Below are 21179 nucleotides of genomic sequence, written 5' to 3'. Positions count from 1 at the left end.
GGTGAGCGTGACGATCAGTCACATGTGCTTGATGTTACGCAGGTTGGAGCGGGCCATCTGCAGCATCCGGCCGACCCCGCCGTCCAGCACCATCTTGCCCGCCGACAGCGCGAAGCCGGACACCATCTCCGCGCTGATCTTCGGCGGGATGGACAGGGCGTTGGGGTCGGTGACGATGTCGACCAGCGCCGGGCCCTTGTGCTTGAACGCGTCGCGCAGCGCCCCGCGCACCTGCTTGGGCTTTTCCACCCGCACGCCGTGCGCCCCGGCCGCACGGGCGATCGCTGCGAAGTCCGGGTTGTGGTTGGTGGTGCCGTACGAGGGCAGCCCGGACACCAGCATCTCCAGCTCCACCATGCCCAGCGAGGAGTTGTTGAACAGCACCACCTTCACCGGCAGGTCGTACTGCACCAGGGTGAGGAAGTCGCCCATCAGCATGGAGAATCCACCGTCGCCCGACATGGAGACGACCTGCCGCCCCCGGTCGAGGAACTGCGCGCCGATCGCCTGGGGCAGGGCGTTGGCCATCGAGCCGTGGCTGAACGAACCGATCACCCGCCGCCGGCCGTTGGGGGTGAGATAGCGGGCCGCCCAGACGTTGCACATGCCGGTGTCGACCGTGAAGATCGCGTCGTCGGCGGCCTCCTCGTCCAGGAGGGAGGCGACGTACTCGGGGTGGATGGGAACATGCTTGTCGACCTTGCGGGTGTAGGCGCTCACCACCCCCTCCAGCGCGTCGGCGTGCTTCTTCAGCATCCGATCGAGGAACTTGCGGTCGGGCTTGGGCCGCACCTTCGGCATCAGAGAGCGCAGCGTCTCGCGGACATCGCCCCAGACGGCGAGGTCGAGCTTGGTGCGGCGGCCCAGGTGCTCGGGCCGGACGTCGACCTGGACGATCGTCACGTCGTCGGGCAGGAACGCGTTGTACGGGAAGTCCGTGCCGAGCAGGAGCAGCAGATCGCATTCGTGGGTGGCCTCGTAGGCCGCGCCGTATCCGAGGAGCCCGCTCATCCCGACGTCGTACGGGTTGTCGTACTGGATCCACTCCTTGCCGCGCAGCGCGTGCCCGACCGGGGACTTCACCCGCTCCGCGAACTCCATCACCTCGGCGTGTGCGCCCGCCGTGCCGCTGCCGCAGAACAACGTGACCTTGTCCGCCGCGTCGATCATGCGGGCCAGCTGCTCGATCTCGGCGTCTCCCGGGCGCACCGACGGGCGGGAGGTGACCATCGCGTGCTCGATGGGCCGTTCGGGGGCCTGCTCTCCGGCGATGTCTCCGGGCAGCGAGACGACGGCGACTCCGCTCTGCCCTACGGCGTGCTGGATCGCCGTCTGGAGCACCCGCGGCATCTGCTTGGTGCTGGAGATCAGCTCGCTGTAGTGGCTGCACTCGGTGAACAGCCGGTCGGGGTGCGTCTCCTGGAAGAAGTTGGTGCCGATCTCGCTGGAGGGGATGTGCGAGGCGAGGGCGAGGACCGGTGCCATCGAGCGGTGCGCGTCGTAGAGGCCGTTGATGAGGTGGAGGTTGCCGGGGCCGCAGGAACCGGCGCAGGCCGCCAGCTTGCCGGTGAGCTGCGCTTCCGCCCCGGCCGCGAAGGCCGCGACCTCCTCATGCCTGACCTGGATCCAGTCGATCGCACGGTTGCGGCGGATGGCGTCCACCACGGGGTTCAGGCTGTCGCCGACGACACCGTAGAGCCGCTGCACCCCCGCGCGCACCAGGATGTCCACGAACTGCTCGGCAACGGTCTGCTTCGCCATGTCGCTGTCGCTCCTCAAGTGGCGGGCGGGGTGGGAGAGGCACGGGCGCCCGCCGGGGGCGTACCGGCGGGTGGCGCACCGGCCGGGGGCACGGGCTCACCTGCCTCCCATGAACCCACGCGCGGCCGGGCTTCGCCTCCGGTGTCCCCCGTGCGGCGGACACGGCCTAGGGGATCTCCCAGACACCCACCGCGGTCCGGTCCTTCGTGTGCCCCTCGACCGGGAACTGCGTGGCGGCGAGGAAGGCGGCCAGGCCGGGTGGCCGGCCGTCCCGCCATGCCGCGGCCAGTCGGGCGGCACACGAAGGCTCCTCCGCCAGCGGCTCCGCCATGCCGGCGCTGCAGAGCAGCAGGGTGTCCCCCGGCCGGGCCGTACACGCCCGGAAGAGGAAGGGGTCCGGTCGCGGATCGGCCCCGGACGCGTAGGAGCCGCCAGGACCGTTCCCGTACTGCCCGACGCCGTGGGCCGCGTCGCTCCCGTCGGCGTCCACCCCGGCAGGCTCCAGGTCCTGCCATGCGCCGTCTCGCAGCCGGAACAGTCCGCCCTCGCCGACGCCGAAGAACACTCGGGTGCTGCACTCCGGGTCGGCCGGCAGCAGCAGGCAGCGCAGCGCGGCGGTGTACTCCTCCGGCTCCGCGCCCAGCTCGGCCGCCCGGCCTCGCAGCTTGCCGAAGCTGCGGTCGGTGAGCCGTTGGAGACCGGACCTCAGGGCACCGCGGTGGCCGGTGCGGATGTCGTCGGACAGACGGGTGTGGCTGCGGCCGACCGCGCCGCCGATCCAGGCGCAGGCGTCGCGGGCGGCGCGGTGCGAACCGTCGATGTCCGGCCTGCCGGAGGCCATGGCGACGAGGATCAGGGCATGCCGGCCCGCACCGAAGCGGGCGGTGAGCAGGGCGTCCCGCCGGGGTTCGCCTCGATAGCGGCCGTCTTCCCCGCGCTGCGAGACGGCCCGGAGCGTCAGCGAGCCGTAGCGGGCGCCGTCCAGCGCGGTGTCGGGTACCAGCTCGTCCAGCGCGGCGGGGTCAGCGGTGGGCAGGGTGAGCGGTTCGGGGTCGTACGCGGGGGCCCGGTCGCGGGTGGGGTGGGGTACGGGTGGCGGGGACGGCGGCGGCTCGGGTGAGGTGGGGGTCCGGGCGGCGGGCGACGACGGCGGCCCTGTCGACAGCTCCGGTTCAGGCGGGACCGGGTTCCGGGATACGGGTCCCGACGATGGCCCTGTCGACGGGCCCGGTTCAGGCGGGACGGGGGCCTGGGGTGCGGGTCCCGACGTCGGTGTGTCGGGTGGAGTGTCCTCCGGGGCGTCATATGAGCTGGTGGACACGGGGACCGAGGGCGTCCGTGACTGCGGCGGCGTGGACGGTGGCGCGTTCCCGCGCGAGCCCGGACCGGTGGATTGCAACGGAATCGGGGCCGAGGGGCGAGGGGGGCGCGGCGTCGAGGCCCGGCGGGGCGGCTCCCACTGCCTCGGCTCCCACGCGGTCGGCTCCCAGGGCTTACGCTCCGCGGGTCCGGGCCCCGCGGTGGCCCGGGACGCCGGATTCCGCTCCCGCTCTGTGGATTGCCGCCTCGCCGGTCTCGGGCCGGCCCGGTCGGCCGGATCGGCCGGATCGGCCGGATCGGCCTGGCCTGCGGGGGCCACGGCGTCCACGGGACCACCCGGGGCCGCCAGGTCCGCCGGATCCCCCGGGGCCCGTTGGTCCGCCTGCTCTCCCCGACCCACCGGCCCCCTGGGACCCGTCGGCGAGTAACCCACCGCCCGCAGTGCCGAGTTGACCCGGTCTTCGAGCGAGTCGGGGGCATCGGACGGCCCGGTGTCCCGCGCCGGGCCACGGACCCGGCCCCCTCTCCCCCCGCCGTCGTCGTCTTCGTCGCCGTACAACCGCCGCCACCAGTCGTCCTCGTGGCCGCGTGGTGCCCCCTGATGGTTCATGGACCGTATTGTCCATGGATGGGCGCTGCGTCAACAGGGCGCGAAAGAGGAGCACCGGCGGGCGGACCACCCCACGCGACTGCCCGGCCGAGCGCCACGCGCCAACGGCGAGGGCGCAGTGAGGGCCCAAGTCAGCTGCTGGGGAGGGGAGTTGTCGCGTATCCCCGAGCGCGCCCGCCAAGGCCATCCGCGACCGAGGAACGGATCCGCGCGGACGACATCCGCGCGGATCCGGCACCGGGACCTCAGTCGACATCCTCCGCATAGTCGGTCGTGGTGCACCCCTCAACGGCGCCGTCCTCAGCCGTACTGCCCTCCGGCGCCGTGAAGTGCGGGGTGCAGTTGAGGAACAGCAGCCCGGCGTCGAGGAGCGACTGCCGCTGATCGTCGCTGCTCGGGTCGACGGCGAAGTCGTCGCCGACCATCAGGTCGTCCTGTTCGTCCTCGTCACCCTTGACGGAGGTCTGGAACGCCGCCATGTCCTCGACGGTGAGGAAGTCGACGTCGCCGTCGCCACCCGCCGGATCCTCGCACTCGCCGCCGCCGTTGACGCCCGTGAGACCCATCGACCTCACCTGCTGCACCTCCCGGGGCGAGGCGATGTCGATGCTCTCGCAGCCGAGTGCGGACCGGAGGAGGTCCCCGGCTTCCTGGGACGAACCCGCGGAGGGCAGGCCCCCGCAGGCGGAAACCGATGCCAAGGCGATAAGGGTTCCGACGGTGGCAAGTGTTCGGTGGAAACGCATGACGTTCCTTCGCAGATGTGGCTTTCGAGCCGAGCGCGCCGACCGGATGCGGTGACGCCTCGGCTGCGAGGGTGAAGCGGGCCGACTGCTCGGCCTACCGCTCCGTCCCCCGGTTCCCCCGCCAAGTTGAATTGACCGGGACATGGTAAGCGCAGGGTCGGCGACGTCCCAGGTCAGGAAGCCGGGGCGGCTCCGGCGCAGCGCACGACGCGTGCGCCTCCTCGAAGCAGTCGGACGCCGCCGGAGCCGTGGACGCGGCAGTTCCCGAGGGGCGCGACCGCTCCCCGTCCGGCAGGCTTGGGCCATGAGGGAACGCAGCGTACGAGCCGGGAACGGGCGCACGCTGCACCGGGCGCGTTCCACGGCCCACGGCTGCGAGCGCGCGTCCGCCGAACGGAGTGAGGCCGGCGCATGAGCGTGTGGCAGTTGGTCGCGGTCGGCCTGGTCATGCTGCTCGGTCTGTTCGGGGTGCTGGTGCCGGGCATCCCCGGGCCGCTGATCGTATGGGCGGGTGTGCTGTGGTGGGCGCTGACCGAGCAGACCTCGGTCGCCTGGACGGTCCTGATCGCCGCGACCGGCGTCCTGCTCCTCAACCAGGCACTCAAGTGGCTGCTGCCCGCCCGTGACCTGCGCACCGCCGGAGCGCCCTACCGCACCCTCTTCCTGGCCGGGGTCGCCGGCATCGTGGGATTCTTCGTCCTCCCCGTCCTGGGGTGCTTGCTGGGCGGCGTGGGCGGGCTCTACGCCCTGGAGCGCATCCGGCTGGGCAGCCATGGCGACGCCTGGTCCTCCACCCGCACGGTCATGCGCACCATCGGCCTGAGCGTGCTGCTGGAACTGTTCGCCTGTCTGCTGATCTTCGGCGCCTGGATGGGTGTCGTGCTCGCGGGCTGAGCGGGCCGGCGTGCGACAACCCCCGCCTCCGGGCCACGCCGCACACCCGGCTCCCAGGCCGTCCCTGTCACCCGGCAAAGGCCCCCGCGGGCGCGCACGCCGACAGGTCCGCCCCGGGCAGTTCCCCGTCCGGCAAGAGCCCGGCCCGCCACAGGTGGTGCAGGGCGTAGGCGCCCCACGGCCGCCATCCGGCGCCCGGCATCGCCCCTTCCGGCCGCGCCGCCTCTGCGGCAGGCACGTCCGGGTCCCCCAGTGCACGCATCCGGATGATGGCCGCCGACCGGGGCCCGACTCCGGGGAGCGCTGCGAGCGCCCGCTCGGCGGCGTCGCGGTCCGCTCCCGCGTCCAGCACGACCGCCCCGTCCGCGAGCGCGGCGCACAGTGCGCGCACCGGCTCCGCGACCTGTGCGCCGGTGAGGTCGCCGGGAGCAGGGAAGACGTGGGTGAGCCCGCCGTCCGGCGCGTCCAGCGGCTTGCCGTAGGCCCGCACCAGCTCGGCAGCGCGCTCCGGCGGCCCGCCGAGGACGGTCCGCACGGCCAGTTCCTCGGGATCCGCGGCACCGGGCGAACGCAGCCCCGGGCGCCGGGCCACCAGCGGCCCGAGGAGCGGATCCGCCCCCAGCCGCTCGGCGACCGCATACGGGTCGGCGTCCAGGTCGAACAGCCTGCGCAGGCGCTGCACCGCGGTGGACAGGTCCCGCAGGTCGGTCAGCCGCAGCCGGCACTCCAGCCAGCCGCCGTCGGCGCCCCGCTCCGCCGGGCAGACCAGCCCGGCCGGCGGCCTGCGCCGCTGCGGCGCCCCCGCGTGCTCGTCGACCTCGGCGATCCCGCTGCCGTAGGCGAGCCGCAGCGTACGGCGGTAGGTGCGGCTGCCGCGTGCCCCGCTCGTTTCCTCGACACCGGGCACCGCGCGGAGCTGGAGAAAATCGAAGACTTCGGCCGCGGCGTACGGGCCCCGGTAGGCGAGCCGCAGGGCGATCCCGCCGCCCGGAGACTGCCCCGCATCGCCACCCTCGGCCCGCCGGGGCGCCCGCCGGCCGCCGCCGGCCTGTCCGGCCGCCGCACGCAGTTCACTGGGCGTGCCCGCGTAGATGTCCCGCATCGTGTCGTTGAACTGCCGGATGCTGGCGAACCCTGCGGCGAACGCCAGCTCGGTGACCGGCAGCGCCGTGGTCTGCAGCAACAGCCGCGCGGTGTGCGCTCGCCTGGCGCGCGCCAGGGCCACCGGGCCCGCGCCGAGTTCCGCGGTCAGCTGCCGCTGCACCTGGCGGGCGCTGTATCCCAGCCGCCGGGCGAGCCCGCCGACGCCCTCGCGGTCGACCACGCCGTCCCCGATGAACCGGATGGCCCGGCCCACCAGGTCGGCGCGGACATTCCACTCCGCGGAGCCCGGTACGGCGTCCGGGCGGCAGCGCCGGCAGGCGCGGAATCCGGCGCCCTGCGCGGCGGCGGCCGACGGGAAGAAGCGCACATTCACCCGCTTCGGGGTGACCGCGGGGCAGCTGGGCCGGCAGTAGATGCCGGTCGTCACCACCGCGAAGAAGAACTCCCCGTCGAACCGGGCGTCCCGGCTGGACACCGCTTCGTATCTCGCCTCGTCATCCCTCACGCCACCAGTGTGCGCGGCCCGGACGGGGAGAGCTGGCGGGAATCGGACACGGCGTTCCGGCGGGCAGCGGCGGCACGCTCCCGGGCGGGCGACCCGGGCCGGTGCGGGCGGGCGGCCCCGCACCGGAACCCGAGCACACTCCCTCAGGCCCGCGGCCCCCGCTTGCGCTCCATCATGTGGCGGCCCAGCGCCTGCTTCTGCTTCCAGTCGCGCCGGATCTCGGCCCGGAGCCGGACATCCGTCTTGGCGACGATGCGCTGGTTCTCGCGCAGCAGCTTGCGGTAGCTGTGCAGCCGGCGCTCGGGAAGCGTTCCGCTCGCGACGGCCTCCTGTACCGCGCAGCCGGGCTCGGACTCGTGTGCGCAGTCGTGGAAGCGGCACTCCTGGGCCAGCGTCTCGACATCGGAGAACGTCCGGGCCAGGCCGCCTTCCGCGTCCCACATCCCGACGCCCCGCAGACCGGGGGTGTCGATCAGGACGCCGCCCCACGGCAGCGGCAGCAAATCCCGCGTCGTCGTGGTGTGCCGCCCCTTGCCGTCCCGGTCCCGAACGGCCTGCACCTCCTGCATCTCCTTCCCGAGCAGGGCGTTGGCCAGGGTCGACTTGCCCGCGCCGGACCGGCCGAGCAGTGCCGAGGTGCACCCGGCCAGCGCGGCGGACAGCACCTCGACTCCCTCACCCGTCTCCGCACTCACCGCCAGGACCTGCACCCCGGGCGCCGCGGTCCCGGCGTCCGCCACGAGGTGCGCGAGTCCGGCCGGATCCGCGACCAGGTCCGCCTTGGTCAGCACCACCAGCGGCTGCGCCCCGCTCTCCCAGGCGAGCGACACGAACCGCTCGATCCGCCCGAGGTCGAGGTCCTCGGCCAGGGAGACGGCGATCACCGCGTGATCGACGTTGGCCGCGAGGATCTGTCCTTCGGAGCGTTTCGACGACGTGGATCGCGCGAACGCGGTACGCCGCGGCAGCAGGGCCCGCACCACGCCGTCGAGATGGTCGCCGGTACGGCCGTTGGCGAGGTCGATGACCGCCCAGTCACCCGTGCACGGCACCCGCATCGGGTCGCCGGTCGCCACCAGTGCGGTGTCCGCCAGGACGGTCCGTACGCCGTCGTCGTCCGCGGGGCCGGCCGGCACCACCGCGTCCACGCGGCCGCGGTCGACACGCACGATCCGGCCGGGCAGGAACCCCTGGCCGGCGAAGGGGGCGAAGCTGTCCACGAACCCGTCGTCCCAGCCGTAGGAGGCCAGCGTGCGCGTCGAGGACGCGTCGGAGGGGACGGCGGAAGCAGAGGAGTAATTCAAGGGAAACCCTTCACAAGGGTGGCCCCGGCGCCGCGCGGACCGCGCGGGAGGTAAGGAAGTGGGTCTGTTCAGCCGGAGACCACGGAAGCGGAACTGATGATCCGGTGAGTGCGGGCAGCGCCCGTCGCAACAACAGCCATCGGTCACACCTCCTGGTCCGTCAACAGCCGGATACGGCACCCGAACTGGCGCCGTGTGGAACGCCTTCACCATAGCCAGGGCACCGGCCGCCGCGCCAAGCAATTAATTTCCGGCGGCCCGGCTCCCGGACGCCGTGCGGCCTTTTCCCCGGCCGCTTCCGGAGGTCCCGCCCTCGTGGCGTGCGGCAGCCGAACGCCGTATACCTGAGCACAATGCTAGATATGGTGTATGACGGAAAATTTCGGGCGAGAGGGTGACGGCCCCCCGTCGGCACGCCTCTCCCCGAGGCGACGCCTTCGCTCCCTGCTGAGCGAGCACAGCGTCGCAGGTCAGGTTTTCCTGCTCCAGCTCGCCCTCGCCCTGGTCCTCGTCGTCGCCGCGGTGGTGGTCCTCGTCCTGCAGGCCCGGGGCGCGGGCATGGAGGAGGCCCGTCAGCGCTCGGTCGTCGGCGCCCAGACCTTCGCGCACGCACCGGGCACGCTCGAAGCCATGCAGTCCGCCGACCCCACAGCACGGCTCCAGCCGCGGGCGGAGGAAGCCCGCAAAGAGGCCGATCTCGACTACATCGTCGCGTTCGACCCGAGGACCGGCCTGCGGTGGACGCACCCCGACCCGAGCCTGATCGGCAAGCACGTCGTCGGCTCGTACCGGCAGGGGCTCGCCGGGAAGACCACCACAAGCACCTTCGCCACGTCCGTCGGACCCGCCGTCAACACCTCCGTCCCCGTCAAGGACCGCGACGGTTCCGTCGTCGGGCTGGTGTCCGTCGGGATCACCGTGCAGAACACCCAGGAGCGGGTGGGGCACCAGCTGCCGCTGCTGCTGGGATCGGCCGCGGGCGCGCTGGCGCTGGCGACGGGCGGCGCGGCGCTGGTGAGCCGCCGGCTGCGGTGGCAGACGCACGGCCTGCATCCCGCCGAGATCACGCGGATGTTCGACCATCACGACGCGGTGCTGCATGCCGTACGCGAGGGCGTGCTGATCGTCGGCGGCGACGGCCGGCTGGTCCTGGCCAACGACGAGGCCAGACGCCTGCTGCACCTCCCCGAGGACGCCGAACGCCGCCACGTGCAGGAACTGGGGCTGCAACCGCGGTTGCTGGCCCTGCTGACCTCCGGGCGGGAGGCCACCGATGAGGTCCTGCCGTCCGGCGACCGTCTGCTGGCGGTGAACGTACGGCCCACCGCCCCGTACGGCGGACCCTCGGGGACGGCGGTGACGCTGCGGGACTCCACCGAGCTGCGGGCGCTGGCCGGCCGGGCGGAGGAGGCGCAGGAACGGCTGCGGCTGCTCTACGACGCGGGGATGCGGATCGGCACCACACTGGACGTGGTGCGCACCGCCGAGGAGCTTGCCGAGGTCACGGTGCCCCGGTTCGCCGACGTGGCCACCGTGGAGTTGAAGGAAGCGGTGCTGCGGGGGCAGGGCCCGACCGGGGCGGACCAGGAGGCCCACCGGGTGGTGGTCCGCGGCCTCGCAGACGACTCGCCGCTCTACCCACCGGGCGAGCTGCCGGGCTTTTTGCCGGGCACCCCGATGGGGTCGGACGTGGCGCGCGGACGGCCGGTGCTGGAGAGCGATCTGCGGACGTCGGACCGCTGGCAGGCCCAGGATCCCGAGCGAACCGGCAGGGCTCTGGAGCACGGTGTCCACTCACTGATCAGCGTTCCGCTCCAGGCCGGTGGGGTGGTGCTGGGGCTGGCCACGTTCTGGCGTTCCGGCGCGTCCGACGGTTTCGACGAGGAGGACCTGGTCTTCGCCGAGGAGCTGGCCACCCGGGCGGCGGTCTCGATCGACAACGCCCGCCGCTACACCCGTGAGCACACCACCGCCGTCACCCTCCAGCGCAGTCTGCTGCCCCGGGTCCTGCCGGAGCAGTCCGCCCTGGAGGTGGCCCACCGCTATCTGCCGGCGCAGGCCGGCGTCGGTGGGGACTGGTTCGACCTCATTCCGCTGCCCGGCGCCCGCGTCGCGCTCGTCGTCGGCGACGTCGTCGGGCACGGCCTGTACGCCGCGGCCACGATGGGGCGGCTGCGCACCGCGGTGCACAACTTCTCCGCCCTGGATCTGCCGCCCGACGAGCTGCTCGGCTACCTCGACGAACTCGTCAGCCGGATCGACACCGACCGGGCGGGCGAGGACGACGGGGCCGGGCAGTCGGGCGAGCGGGCGGGCATCACGGGCGCCAGCTGCCTGTACGCCATTTACGACCCGGTCGACGGGCGGGCCACGTTCGGCAGGGCGGGCCACCCGGGGCCGGCCCTCGTGCTGCCCGACGGCACGGTCACCTTCCCCGACGTGCCGGTGGCGCCGCCGCTCGGTCTTGGCGGCAGTCTTCCGGTGGAGACGGCCGAGATCCCGCTGCCGGAGGGGTCGCGGCTGGTGCTCTACACCGACGGCCTCATCGAGGGCCGTCAGCACGACTTCGACACCGGCCTCGCGCTGCTGCGGTCGGCCCTGGCAGGCGGGGCGGACCGTACGCCGGAGGACGTGTGCGCGGCCGTCCTCGCCACCATGCTCCCCACCCGGCCGAGCGATGACATCGCGTTGCTGGTCGCCCGGACCCGGTTGCTGGATCCGGCGCGGGTCGCCGAGTGGGACGTACCGTCCGACCCGGCCGCGGTCGCGCGGGTGCGCGCGGCGTGCAGCCGGCGGCTGGAGTCGTGGGGGTTGGAGGAGATCGGGTTCACCATCGAGCTGATCCTCAGCGAGCTGATCACCAACGCCATCCGCTACGGCGCCCAGCCGATCCGGGTCCGCCTGCTGTACGACCGGGCGCTGATCTGCGAGGTCGCGGACGGTGCCGCGACCGCGCCGCATCTGCGCCGGGCCGCGCTCACCGACGAGGGCGGCCGGGGCCTGTTCCTGGTGGCCCAGCTCGCCGATCGCTGGGGTACCCGCTACACCCCGAACGGCAAGATCATCTGGACTGAGCAGAACCTCGACACCGGACACCGGGAGCCCGGTCCCGGGCTCGCCGAGGACATTCTCGATCAGTGGGACGAACCGGCCCTGTGACCACCGCCGCCCGGCGCGGGTGACGCCGGGCCGCGGCGGTGGACGTCAGCCGCGCTCCGCGCCGGGCGCCGCCGCGGTCAGGCGGACCGGCGCCGGATAGAACTCGCGGGGCCGGCCGGTGCCGTCCTTGAGGCGGCCGAGGAGGCTCGCCGGGTACTCGACGAGCCAGTAGCTCGCCACCGCCGTGGGCACGGCCACCAGAAGGACGATCGCGACGGCCAAGGGGAAGCCCTCCTGACCGGTGGGCAGCAGGCCGGTCTTGTGCAGTTGCAGCATGACCGGCTCGTGCCAGATGAAGAGGCTGTAGCTGATGAGCCCGGTGGCGGTGAGCCAACGTGTCGTCAACAACCGGTTCCAACGGGTGCGTTGGTGTGTGTGCAGAGTGCTGAAGAGCAGCAGCACCCACAGGGCGGAGGCGAGCGGGTGGTAGAAGGTGAACGCGAAATTCTCCGGCGCGGAGAAGAGGGAGAGGGCATAGAGACCCCCGGCGGCGAGCGCGGCGAGGGGTATCGCCGCACGCACCCGCAGGCGCCCCCGGTCACCGAGGGCGGTCATGACGACGGCCAGCCCCATGCCGGCCGCGAAGCCGCCGAACCGGGCCTGCGGGCCGAAGTAGACCGCCCAGTCGGTGTGCGGCACCCCGAAGACGCCCTGCGCGACGGCGATCCAGGCACACGGCGCCGCGTACAGCAGCAGGCACCCGGCCGCGCACACGGCCACCCGCGTCCGGCGTGAGCGCAGCGGTCGGCAGGCCCGTACCGCCACCGGGCCGAGCGCGACGAGGACGAGGTAGAACATCACCTCCAGCGACAGGGACCAGGTGGGGCCCAGGGTGTAGAAGATCCGCTGCTGGTCGAAGACATGGGTGAACGTGAGGTGTTCGACCAGGTCCCGCCAGTTGCCCGGCAGGGTCGGGTTGCGGGACGCCCAGACGACCAGCACGGCGAGGAAGTACAGCGGCAGGATGCGGATCGCGCGGCGGAAGAGGAAGACCCGGGCCGGCCGTGTGGACCGCCCGTCGATGGCGGCGCGCGCGTACGACAGCGTCAGCAGGTAGGCCGACATGACGAAGAACAGGTCGATGACCTCGAAGGAGAGGACAGCGCCGATGAGGGGGTTATCCACGGGTGGGTGGCTGCCCTCGGAGTCGTAGCGGAAGTACTGCTGCCAGACGTGGAAGACGACCGTGCTCAGCGCCGCGAGGCCGCGGAAGCCGTCGATGTCACCGGCTCGGCTGCGGGCAGGTGCCCCTTCCGGCGGACGGTGGGTGTCGGGCTTCGGGCGGCGGGGAGCCACCGCGGTGACGCTCATCGACGGGCCACCGCCTTCACGGCCGCGCGCGGGGTGACCCGCCACTGCCGGTCGCCCAACGCCTCTTTCAGGTGCGCCTGTCGGGCCACCATGTTCTTGAAGTGGCTGTAGAAGAAGGTCGATACGAGCAGGTAGGACCAGAACCACGGGCTGCGGCCGCGAAGTTCGGGCACGGCCAGCCGCCAGGCGAAGAGCGCCTGGACGGGGCCCGCCGCCATCGTGAAGAGCACGGCGAGCACACAGACCGGCACCGCCCAGTCGAGCCGGTCCACGCCGCCCGCGCGCCAGACCGAGTACGCGAGGATGGGCAGGATCTGCAGCGTCAGCCACGGCTGCACCTCCCGCCAGCCGAGGAGCACGAACAGGCCCAGCTTCTGACGGGCGGTGAAGACCGGTGACCGCAGCCCCTTCCACAGGTGCTTGAGCGAGACCTGGAGCCAGCCCTGCGCCCACCGCGAGCGCTGATTCCACAGCGCCTTCAGTGTGGTGGGCGCCAACTCACGGGACAGCAGCGTCCGGTCGACGGCGAACCGGGCGCCTTCGCCGAGTGCGCGCAGCGTCGAGTCGATGTCCTCGGTCAGCATCGAGCCGTGCATCCGGGTCCTGGCGAGCAGGTCGGTACGCCAGAAGCCGTTGGAGCCGCCGAACACGCCGAAGCCGTACAGCCGGGTCCGGCCGGGGTGGCTGACCGCGTAGATCGCCTCGAACTCCACCGCCACCAGCTCCGCGACGCGGGAGCTGTCGCCGTTGCGGACCACGCAGTGGCCCTGGACGACGTCGTGGCCGTTCGACAGCCAGTGCCAGGCGTCCCGGAAGGCGGTCGGGGCCGGATGGTGGTCGGCGTCGAAGATGCCGACGAACTCGCCGCGGACCCGGGTGACCGCGGCGTTGACGTTCTGTGCCTTGGAGGTGCTGCCGGCGACCGGCAGCAGCACCAGACGGGGGTCGCGCCGGGCGATCTGCCGCAGGGTGTCCTCGACGGGCAGCGGGTGCGGCGTGTTGTACGCCAGCACGATCTCCAGCTCGTTGGGGTAGTCGAGGCGGAGGAACGACTCGACGGTGTCGACGATGGTCGCGGCCTCGTTGGGCAGGTACGCGGCGATGACGGCACTGGCCGGCGGATAGGGCGCCCCGGGTTTCTCCGGCCGGGACGCCGCGTCCAGGGAGAACAGGCACTCCAGGACGATCAGCAGCGCCGACAGCACCAGGCCGGCCACGACCACCCAGTACATGGCCGACCCCAGGTCCCAGCCCAGGGTGTACGTCTGCTGGTACAGCACGAACGGCACGGCGACGCCCAGCAGCAGCGCGAGGGCCGGGGAGAGCGCCGACAGCGCGGGGCGGATCAGGGAGCTGAGGGGGCGGCGCGGGTGCCGGTGGGGCGTGCCGCGCATCCACGGCGCGTACCTGACCGGCCGCAGATCCCGGTGGTGGACGGCCTCCGCCACCGCGTCCCGCGCCTGGTCGACGGCGTGCGCGCCGTCGGCGCATTCGGCGAGCGGCAGCCATCCGATCGCCGGGGTCAGCCGGACATTCTCGTCGGCGACGATGAACCGGGTGCCGGCCACGGTGTTGGCGAACTCCCGCAGCCCGCGCAGGGCCGTCTCCTCGTCAACGCCCGGCAGCAGCATGAGCAGACGGCCGTCGTCGTCCCACCCGAGCCGGTCGCAGAAGCTGCCCAGCCGTTCCGCCACACCGGCCAGCCGTTCGGCGACCTCCCGGCGTACGCGCTGCCCGAGCCGGGCCTCCAGGGCACTCATCTCGGCGACGCCGACGACGGCGAGGACGCCGGCGCGCCGGCCGGGGCCGGGGCGCTGCAGTTCCCGGTCCAGTTCGTCGAGGAAGTGCGGAAGGGAGTACAGGCCGGTCCGCGGATCGAGGAGCAGGTTTTCCACGGGCACGGGGACCCGGCGCAGCTTCGCCTCTATCCGGGCCGACAGTTCGACCGGGTCGGAGGCTTCGGATATGCAGTCGTCCGCGCCGAGGCGCAGCATGTCGACCACCCCGGCGGGCTCGGGGGTGGCGGTGACCATGAGCAGCGGCAGGGCCCGTCCGGCGGGGACGGTGCGCACCTCACGGATCACCTCCAGGGCGGTGCGCGGGTCGGGCTCGTCGTGGCCGCCGCGTACGGGCGCGGCGTCGTGGGCGTACGGGTCGCGCCGGTCGTGCTGTTCCGGCGGTGTGTGGCGCTCGTCCAGGGCGACGATCGCGTCCGGCGGCGCCTGGCGCACCTGCCGGTTGACCTGGCCGGGCAGGGCATGGGTGACCGCGTGCCCGGTCGAGCGCAGGGTCCGGGTCAGCCGGTCGCGGCGCGGGCCCGGGGTGCCGACGACCAGCACATGGCCGCCGGTGGCGGGGATGTCCGCGGCGTCGGCGGCCGGGGCGGGCCGGGTTACGGCGTCCCGGACGGTGGGCGCCGGCGCGGCGCCCGGGGAGCTTTCGGGGTGCGAAGTGAGCACCAGGGAGTGTCCTTTCTTGCAACGAGGCACGCCGGAGCCGGCCCGGCCGCGAGGGCGCGCGGCAGCACGGACCGGCCGGCAGGCGGCAGCAGGGGTCACAGCGGTCCCGGGCCGCGCGGCAGGCGGGTGCCGAACGGCGGCCCGGGGCTAGGTCCGTGCGCGCGCAGGGCGGCTCGGCCGCCGTCTGCCGGAGGCGAGAAGATCGATGACGACGGCCCGGTCGTGGACGTGGCCGGCTTGTCCGGGGAGCGGGGAGCTCACCCGTGCGGTCGCGGAAGCGCGCGCGGGAGCCTGGTCGTCATGCGGGGACAGCGCCGCTCGGCCTCTCTTGCATCTGCCACAGACATGACAAGAGTGCGGGTCGCGGTCGCCGGAAAAGACCGTCTCAGGGGGGATCGGCCTGTCGCGTCAGGACGAAGGGCTGCTAAGGCACGAAGCGCGCGAGGGCGCTCCAGCGGGTTTCGCATATGAAGGGTCCCATCCTGATCGGATTGTGGGGGGAGGACCGGATGTCTGGGGTGGTGCGGCCGAGGGGTCCCGCACGCGGGGCCCGTCGACAACGCCAGCCTTCGCGATCACTGTGACACTCCCCCTTCGTCTGCGTAACGCTCTGATTACGTCATCCCGTCGAGTCGGCTTCCCGCACCCTTACCGACCGGTACGCACCGGTCGATCTGCTATACCCGGTAAGCGAGTTGATGAGGTGTATCGGCAGAAAAGGCACATCTCCTCCCCCGGGACCGCGCGTTGGCGCCGCCACCTTCGAGTCGAAGGGGAACTGTCGGTTCGTACATCTCAACCATCTGTTAATCTGCCCGCTCCTGGATGTTCCTCCATGTCCCCCCTCCCCCCAGCGCCCCCCGCTCCCGGGTGCAGCGAGGTGTCCCGCACGTGTACAGCACTCCGTTTTCCCCCGCAGAGTCCAGATCCGCGCGCGCCCGAGTGGGCCTGACCACCGCTCAGGTCGCCCAGACCATGACGGCGTGCGGCGCCCCGGTCCGCCCCGAGCTGGTCGAGGCCTGGGAGTACGGCTCCCAGCTGCCCACCGAGCAGCAGCTCTTCGTCCTGGCCGACGTCCTGTGGTGCCCGCCGACCGTCCTGATGGGCGTCGAGCCGCGCACCCTGGCCGAACACCGGCTGGCCCGGCAGCTGAGCACGGACCGGCTGGCGCAGCTGATCGGCATGGACCCGGACAGGTACCGGGCCGCGGAGGCCGCGCAGCAGTGGACCGGCGACTACCGGCAGACCAAGGCCCTGGTGGAGGCGCTGGGGTTGTCGCTGCGCAAGCTGATCGACGTCATGGGCCAGGTCGAGGACCTGGGCCGGCATCTGCGGTCGGCCATCGACGGGCGCTGGAAGGCGCACGTCGGGCCGGTCACGGAGATCACCACCCTGAACAAGACCAGGGTGGGTGACGCCTTGCGCACCATGAACGGGGAGTTCCAGGAGTTCTCCGAGCGCTACATGGGACATGTGGTGGCCCGGAACGACGATTCCCGCCTCAAGGAGGTCGCGGCCGAGCGCTCGGCGTATCTGCGCCGCCTGGTCGACCGGTTCTGGGAGCTGATCGGCGAGGCGGGCGAGGCGCCGCCGTTCAACACGGTCGGCCACTGAGCACCGCGGCGGCCCGCTGAGCCCCACGGCACACCGCGGCGGGCAGGGAACGCACCGGCGGTCCGCCGTGCCCCCCGCCCGCGGCCGTGGCGGGGCTCAGCGGTTGGCCGCGCCGAAGTACGGGTCGGCCGGCTCCGCCGACTCGTCTTCCTCGATTTCGTCCCAGTCGATCTCCATCGACTTGCGGCGCGTGAAGACGTTGAAGAAGAGATTGAGCACGATGGCGGTGAGGCCGCCCAGCGTGATGCCGCTGTCGAGGACCGCCCGGACGTCGTCCGGCATCCGGTCGAAGAACGGCCCGACCACCGTGGGCAGCATCGAAGCGCCCAGGCTGACCGCCAGGATCAGGGCGTTGCGCTCCTCGCGCAGGTCAACCTTGCCCAGGATCTGGATGCCGACCGCGGCGACCATGCCGAACATCGAGATCGCCGCACCGCCGAGCACCGGGTGCGGGATCACGGCGACCAGGCTGCCCGCCTTCGGCAGCAGTCCCAGGATGATCATGAAGACGCCGGCCGCGACCACCACGAACCGGCTCATCACCTTGGACATCCGCACCAGACCGATGTTCTCGGCGAAGGCGACGTACGGGAAGGAGTTGAACACCCCGCCGAGGACGGTGGCGGCGCCGTCGGCGCGCAGCGCCCGTGCGACGGTCTCGTTGTCGACCTTCTTGTCGGTGATCTCGCCGATCGCGTACACGTCGCCGGTGGTCTCCACCATCGTGATCAGCATGACCACCACCATGGCGACGATGGGGAAGAGCTCGAACTTCGGCAGTCCGTAGTGGAACGGGGTGGCGACACCGAACCAGTCGGCCTCGCCGACCGAACCGAAGTGCACGTCACCCAGGAGCCAGGCGACCCCCGTGCCGACGACCAGGCCCAGCAGGACGGCCAGGCTGCTCAGATAGGGCTTGCCGAGCCGCACCACCACGAGGATGAAGAGCAGCGTGCCGAGGGCGTAGGCGAGGTTCTTGGGGTCGCCGTATTCGGGCTTCCCGATCAACTGCGCACCGCCGGCCGCGTCCTGCAGGCCCTGGGGTATCAGCGTGAGCCCGATGATGGTGAGGATCGTGCCGATGACGAGCGGCGGGAAGTACTTCACCAGCTTGCTGAAGAAGGGCGCGAAGAGGAACGTCGCGATACCCGCCGTGATCACCGCGCCGTAGACCACGAGCAGGCCGGCGGTGCCGCCGCCCGCCCCCAGGCCGATGGCGATCATCGGCGAGACGGCGGTGAAGGTGACGCCCTGGACCAGGGGCAGCCTGGCGCCGATCTTCCAGACGCCGAGGGCCTGGATGATCGAGGCGACACCACAGGTCAGCAGGTCGGCATTGATCAGGTAGACAAGCTCGTCGTGGGAGAGCCCCAGGGCGTTGCCCAGGAGGATCGGGACGATGACCGCTGCCGCGTAGAAGGCAAGGACGTGCTGGAACCCGTAGAGGGTGAGCTTGCCGACGGGGAGGACCTCGTCGACCGGGTGCGCCCTCTGCCGGGGGAACTGCTGTGAGGATTGTCGGGAGACTCGTGCCATCTCTGCCTTGCCTTCACGAGGTAGGTGAATAAGAGGGAACCCGGCGCCGTCATGTCCCGGATGACAGGACGGGCCGGCTGGGTCATACAAAGCCGACGCTCGGCGGTGTTGCCGACACCACGTAGCCCTGTGCTGCACATTGCGTCCTGGTTCGACAGGACATCCTTCGATCAACGCAGCAAATTCCGGCATTTCCATGGAATTTGCAGGTGGGATCAATCGAAGCGCTCACCATAGTTGACCCCCGCACTTTCCCGCGAGTAACCGGGGGCCACACCCGCCCCACAGCCGGAAGAGCGCGCCACACGACAGGGAAACGGGCATGTGCCCCTTTCCGGACCATCGCCCGCATTCACGCCCCGCGTGCCCTGCGTAAGTGGCCCGCCAGGCACCACCGTTCGCCGTCGTCGCCCTGGGCGCCGCGCCGCTCGGCCGGTGGCGGCCCGTGGGCAGCGGAGCGCCCCGGGCGAACAGGCGCGGCCCGGGCCCCCGCCGTAAAATCTCAGGTATGGCAGAGCGGCCGGGGTCCCCTCCCGCACCTGAACTCGTCGTGGAGTCCAACGGCGACTCGCAGGTGATGAATCCGCACCGCATCTACCACGTGGGGCGCGATCCATCGAGCGATGTCGTCCTGAGCGACGCCCGCGTCTCCTGGCATCACGCCGTACTACGAGCCGCGTCCGGGCACTGGCTGGTGGAGGACGAGGACAGCACCAACGGGACGTACGCCGACGGGCGGCGGGTGGACCGGTCCGGGGTGGGCCCCGGCAGCGTGATCCGGTTCGGCAACCCCGCCGACGGCCCCTGCGCGGTGCTCACGGGCATCCCCCGGCCCAAGGAGACCGCCCGGCGGCCGTCCGCCGTCTCCCACCCGGCCGGCACCCATACCTTCCGGCAGCCGAGTTCGGTGCGGCCACTGCCCGCCGCCCGGACCACCCGGATCGGCCGCGCGCCGGACAACGACCTGGTCATCGACGACCTCGTGGTCTCGCGCCGGCACGCGGAACTGCGGGCCGGCCCCGAGGGCTACCGGATCGTCGACCTCGGCAGCCACAACGGCACCTATCTCAACGGCCAGCCGGTGACCGGCGCCGCCGTCATCCCCGGCGACATCGTCGGCATCGGCCACTCCGCCTTCGCCCTCGTCGGCGACGAACTCCAGGAGTTCATCGACACCGGCGAGGTGTCGCTGGACGTCCAGGACCTCGCCGTACGGGTCGACAAGGGGCGCAGGACGCTGCTCGACACGGTCTCCTTCCCCGTCGGCGAGAAATCGCTGCTCGCCGTGGTCGGACCGAGCGGCGCCGGGAAGTCGACCCTGCTCAACGCGCTGACCGGGCTGCGCCCCGCGGACGACGGCACGGTGCTCTACGACGGCCGCGACCTGTACCGCGACTACGCCGAGCTGCGTCAGCGCATCGGGCTCGTACCGCAGGACGACATCCTGCACTCCCAGCTGACCGTGCGCCGGGCCCTCGGCTACGCCGCGCAACTGCGTTTCCCCGAGGACACCGCGAAAGCGGAACGGCAGGCGCGGGTCGACGAGGTGATCCATGAGCTGGGCCTCGACCAGCGCGTCAAGCAGCCGATCCACAGCCTCTCCGGCGGCCAGCGCAAGCGCGTCAGCGTGGCGCTGGAACTGCTGACCAAGCCGTCGCTGCTCTTTCTCGACGAACCGACGTCCGGCCTCGACCCCGGCATGGACCGGTCCGTCATGCATATGCTGCGCGGTCTGGCCGACGACGGCCGGACGGTCATCGTCGTCACCCACAGCGTGCTGAGCCTGGACGTCTGCGACCGGCTGCTGGTCCTCGCACCGGGCGGCAGGATCGCGTATTACGGTCCGCCGGAGGACGCCCTGCCGTTCTTCGGGTTCGAGCAGTGGCCGGAGGCGTTCGAGGCCTTCGAGAACGACCAGGACCGGGACTGGGCAGGGCAGTTCCGGGAGTCACACCTCCACCGGCACTACATCGCCGCCGACTCCCGGCAGCCGCAGCACACCCCGGAGTCCCCGCGTGGCCCGGTGGCCGCGCCCAAGGCGCAGAGCTGGGGCGCGCAGCTGCGCACCCTGGTCCGCCGGTACGCCGCGGCACTGACCGCCGACCGGACGTTCCTGATCATCATGGTGGCGCTGCCGTTCGTGATGGGCGCGATGGCGCACGCCCTTGCCGGCAGTCGACTCACCAAGGACTCGGCGCTCAACGCGCTGCTGATCCTCTGCGTCGGCGCGGTGCTGACGGGCGCCGCCAACGCGGTACGGGAACTGGTCAAGGAACGGGTGATCTACCAGCGGGAGAGAGCCGTCGGCCTGTCCCGCTCGGCGTATCTGATGTCCAAGGTGCTGGTGCTGGGAGTGATCACGGTCGTACAGGCCGTGGTCCTGACGATGGTGGCGCTGTTCGGGGTGAAGCTCAACACCCCTGGTGGGGAAGGGGTGTTGCTGCCACCGTTGATCGAAATCACCCTCGCCGTGGCGCTGTTGGCCTTCACCGCCATGATGCTCGGCCTGTTCGTGTCCGCCCTGGTGCGGAAGGAGGAGGTCACCATGCCGCTACTGGTCCTCCTCGCGATCGTGCAGGTCGTCTTCTGCGGTGCGCTGCTCAAGCTCCAGGGCGTCCCGGGTCTGGAGCAGCTGGCGTGGCTGGTGCCCTCCCGGTGGGCGCTGGGGGCCATGGCGGGCACGATCGATCTGCACCGGATCGTGCCGACGGACATCACCTCGGACCCGTTGTTCCAGCATTCGGCGGGGACCTGGCTGATCAACATGGGCATGCTGGTCGTGCTCTGCCTCGTACTCGGGTTCCTGGTCACCAAGCTGCTGCGGCGGCGCGAGCCCGAGATCATGCGCAAGTAGCG

Annotated in this window: 12 protein-coding genes; 4 read left to right on the top strand and 8 right to left on the bottom strand. The window is 72.0% G+C overall.

What is annotated here, in order from left to right; all coding sequences use genetic code 11:
• Window positions 1-18 precede the first annotated feature (18 nt).
• The 3 genes from ACH4FH_RS07270 to ACH4FH_RS07260 all read right to left on the bottom strand — a co-directional run bounded on the left by ACH4FH_RS07270 (window position 19) and on the right by ACH4FH_RS07260 (window position 4392).
• Complete coding sequence (locus ACH4FH_RS07270) at window positions 19-1761, bottom strand: pyruvate dehydrogenase (RefSeq protein ID WP_398554742.1); 1743 nt, start codon at window positions 1759-1761, stop codon at window positions 19-21.
• 166 nt (window positions 1762-1927) lie between these two features.
• The gene (locus ACH4FH_RS07265; RefSeq protein WP_398554741.1) at window positions 1928-3082 is read right to left on the bottom strand and encodes a protein phosphatase 2C domain-containing protein; all 1155 of its coding nucleotides are present in this window, start codon (window positions 3080-3082) and stop codon (window positions 1928-1930) included.
• Window positions 3083-3936: 854 nt separating this feature from the next.
• Complete coding sequence (locus ACH4FH_RS07260; protein WP_398554740.1) at window positions 3937-4392, bottom strand: hypothetical protein; 456 nt, start codon at window positions 4390-4392, stop codon at window positions 3937-3939.
• A 456-nt stretch (window positions 4393-4848) separates the two neighbouring features.
• On the opposite strand from ACH4FH_RS07260, the gene ACH4FH_RS07255 reads away from it, so the two are divergent.
• Window positions 4849-5331: a DUF456 domain-containing protein gene (locus ACH4FH_RS07255; RefSeq protein ID WP_398554739.1), complete on the top strand. Its 483-nt coding sequence runs from the start codon at window positions 4849-4851 to the stop codon at window positions 5329-5331.
• 67 nt (window positions 5332-5398) lie between these two features.
• Here ACH4FH_RS07255 and ACH4FH_RS07250 read toward each other — a convergent pair whose 3' ends face one another.
• Complete coding sequence (locus ACH4FH_RS07250; RefSeq protein WP_398554738.1) at window positions 5399-6940, bottom strand: DNA-3-methyladenine glycosylase 2 family protein; 1542 nt, start codon at window positions 6938-6940, stop codon at window positions 5399-5401.
• A 143-nt stretch (window positions 6941-7083) separates the two neighbouring features.
• A complete protein-coding gene (rsgA, locus tag ACH4FH_RS07245; protein ID WP_398554737.1) occupies window positions 7084-8244 on the bottom strand; it encodes a ribosome small subunit-dependent GTPase A in 1161 nt (386 codons plus the stop codon).
• A gap of 369 nt (window positions 8245-8613) precedes the next feature.
• Here rsgA and ACH4FH_RS07240 point away from each other — a divergent pair, with 369 nt between their 5' ends.
• Window positions 8614-11403, top strand: a complete 2790-nt coding sequence (locus ACH4FH_RS07240; RefSeq protein WP_398554736.1) for a SpoIIE family protein phosphatase — start codon at window positions 8614-8616, stop codon at window positions 11401-11403.
• A gap of 45 nt (window positions 11404-11448) precedes the next feature.
• On the opposite strand, the gene ACH4FH_RS07235 is transcribed toward ACH4FH_RS07240, so the two are convergent.
• Window positions 11449-12714 carry an acyltransferase family protein gene (locus ACH4FH_RS07235; protein ID WP_398554735.1) on the bottom strand — a complete coding sequence of 422 codons (1266 nt, stop codon included), beginning with the start codon at window positions 12712-12714 and terminating at the stop codon, window positions 11449-11451.
• Window positions 12711-15173, bottom strand: a complete 2463-nt coding sequence (locus ACH4FH_RS07230) for a glycosyltransferase (protein ID WP_398554734.1) — start codon at window positions 15171-15173, stop codon at window positions 12711-12713. Before ACH4FH_RS07230 ends, ACH4FH_RS07235 begins: the two co-directional genes overlap by 4 nt.
• An 891-nt stretch (window positions 15174-16064) precedes the next feature.
• Here ACH4FH_RS07230 and ACH4FH_RS07225 point away from each other — a divergent pair.
• Entirely contained in the window at window positions 16065-16787 is a 723-nt protein-coding gene (locus tag ACH4FH_RS07225) for a transcriptional regulator (protein ID WP_398554733.1), read from the top strand.
• A gap of 96 nt (window positions 16788-16883) precedes the next feature.
• Here the strand turns inward: ACH4FH_RS07225 and ACH4FH_RS07220 are convergent, their stop codons facing one another.
• Window positions 16884-18323: a nucleobase:cation symporter-2 family protein gene (locus ACH4FH_RS07220; protein ID WP_398554732.1), complete on the bottom strand. Its 1440-nt coding sequence runs from the start codon at window positions 18321-18323 to the stop codon at window positions 16884-16886.
• A gap of 508 nt (window positions 18324-18831) precedes the next feature.
• On the opposite strand from ACH4FH_RS07220, the gene ACH4FH_RS07215 reads away from it, so the two are divergent.
• The gene (locus ACH4FH_RS07215) at window positions 18832-21177 is read left to right on the top strand and encodes an FHA domain-containing protein (RefSeq protein ID WP_398554731.1); all 2346 of its coding nucleotides are present in this window, start codon (window positions 18832-18834) and stop codon (window positions 21175-21177) included.
• Window positions 21178-21179: the final 2 nt, after the last annotated feature.

The sequence above is a fragment of the Streptomyces sp. NPDC017993 genome (genome assembly GCF_044328065.1).
Classification (GTDB): domain Bacteria; phylum Actinomycetota; class Actinomycetes; order Streptomycetales; family Streptomycetaceae; genus Streptomyces.
The sequence above is the reverse complement of the archived record's forward strand: the minus strand, read 5'-3'. Positions and strand labels throughout refer to the sequence as shown.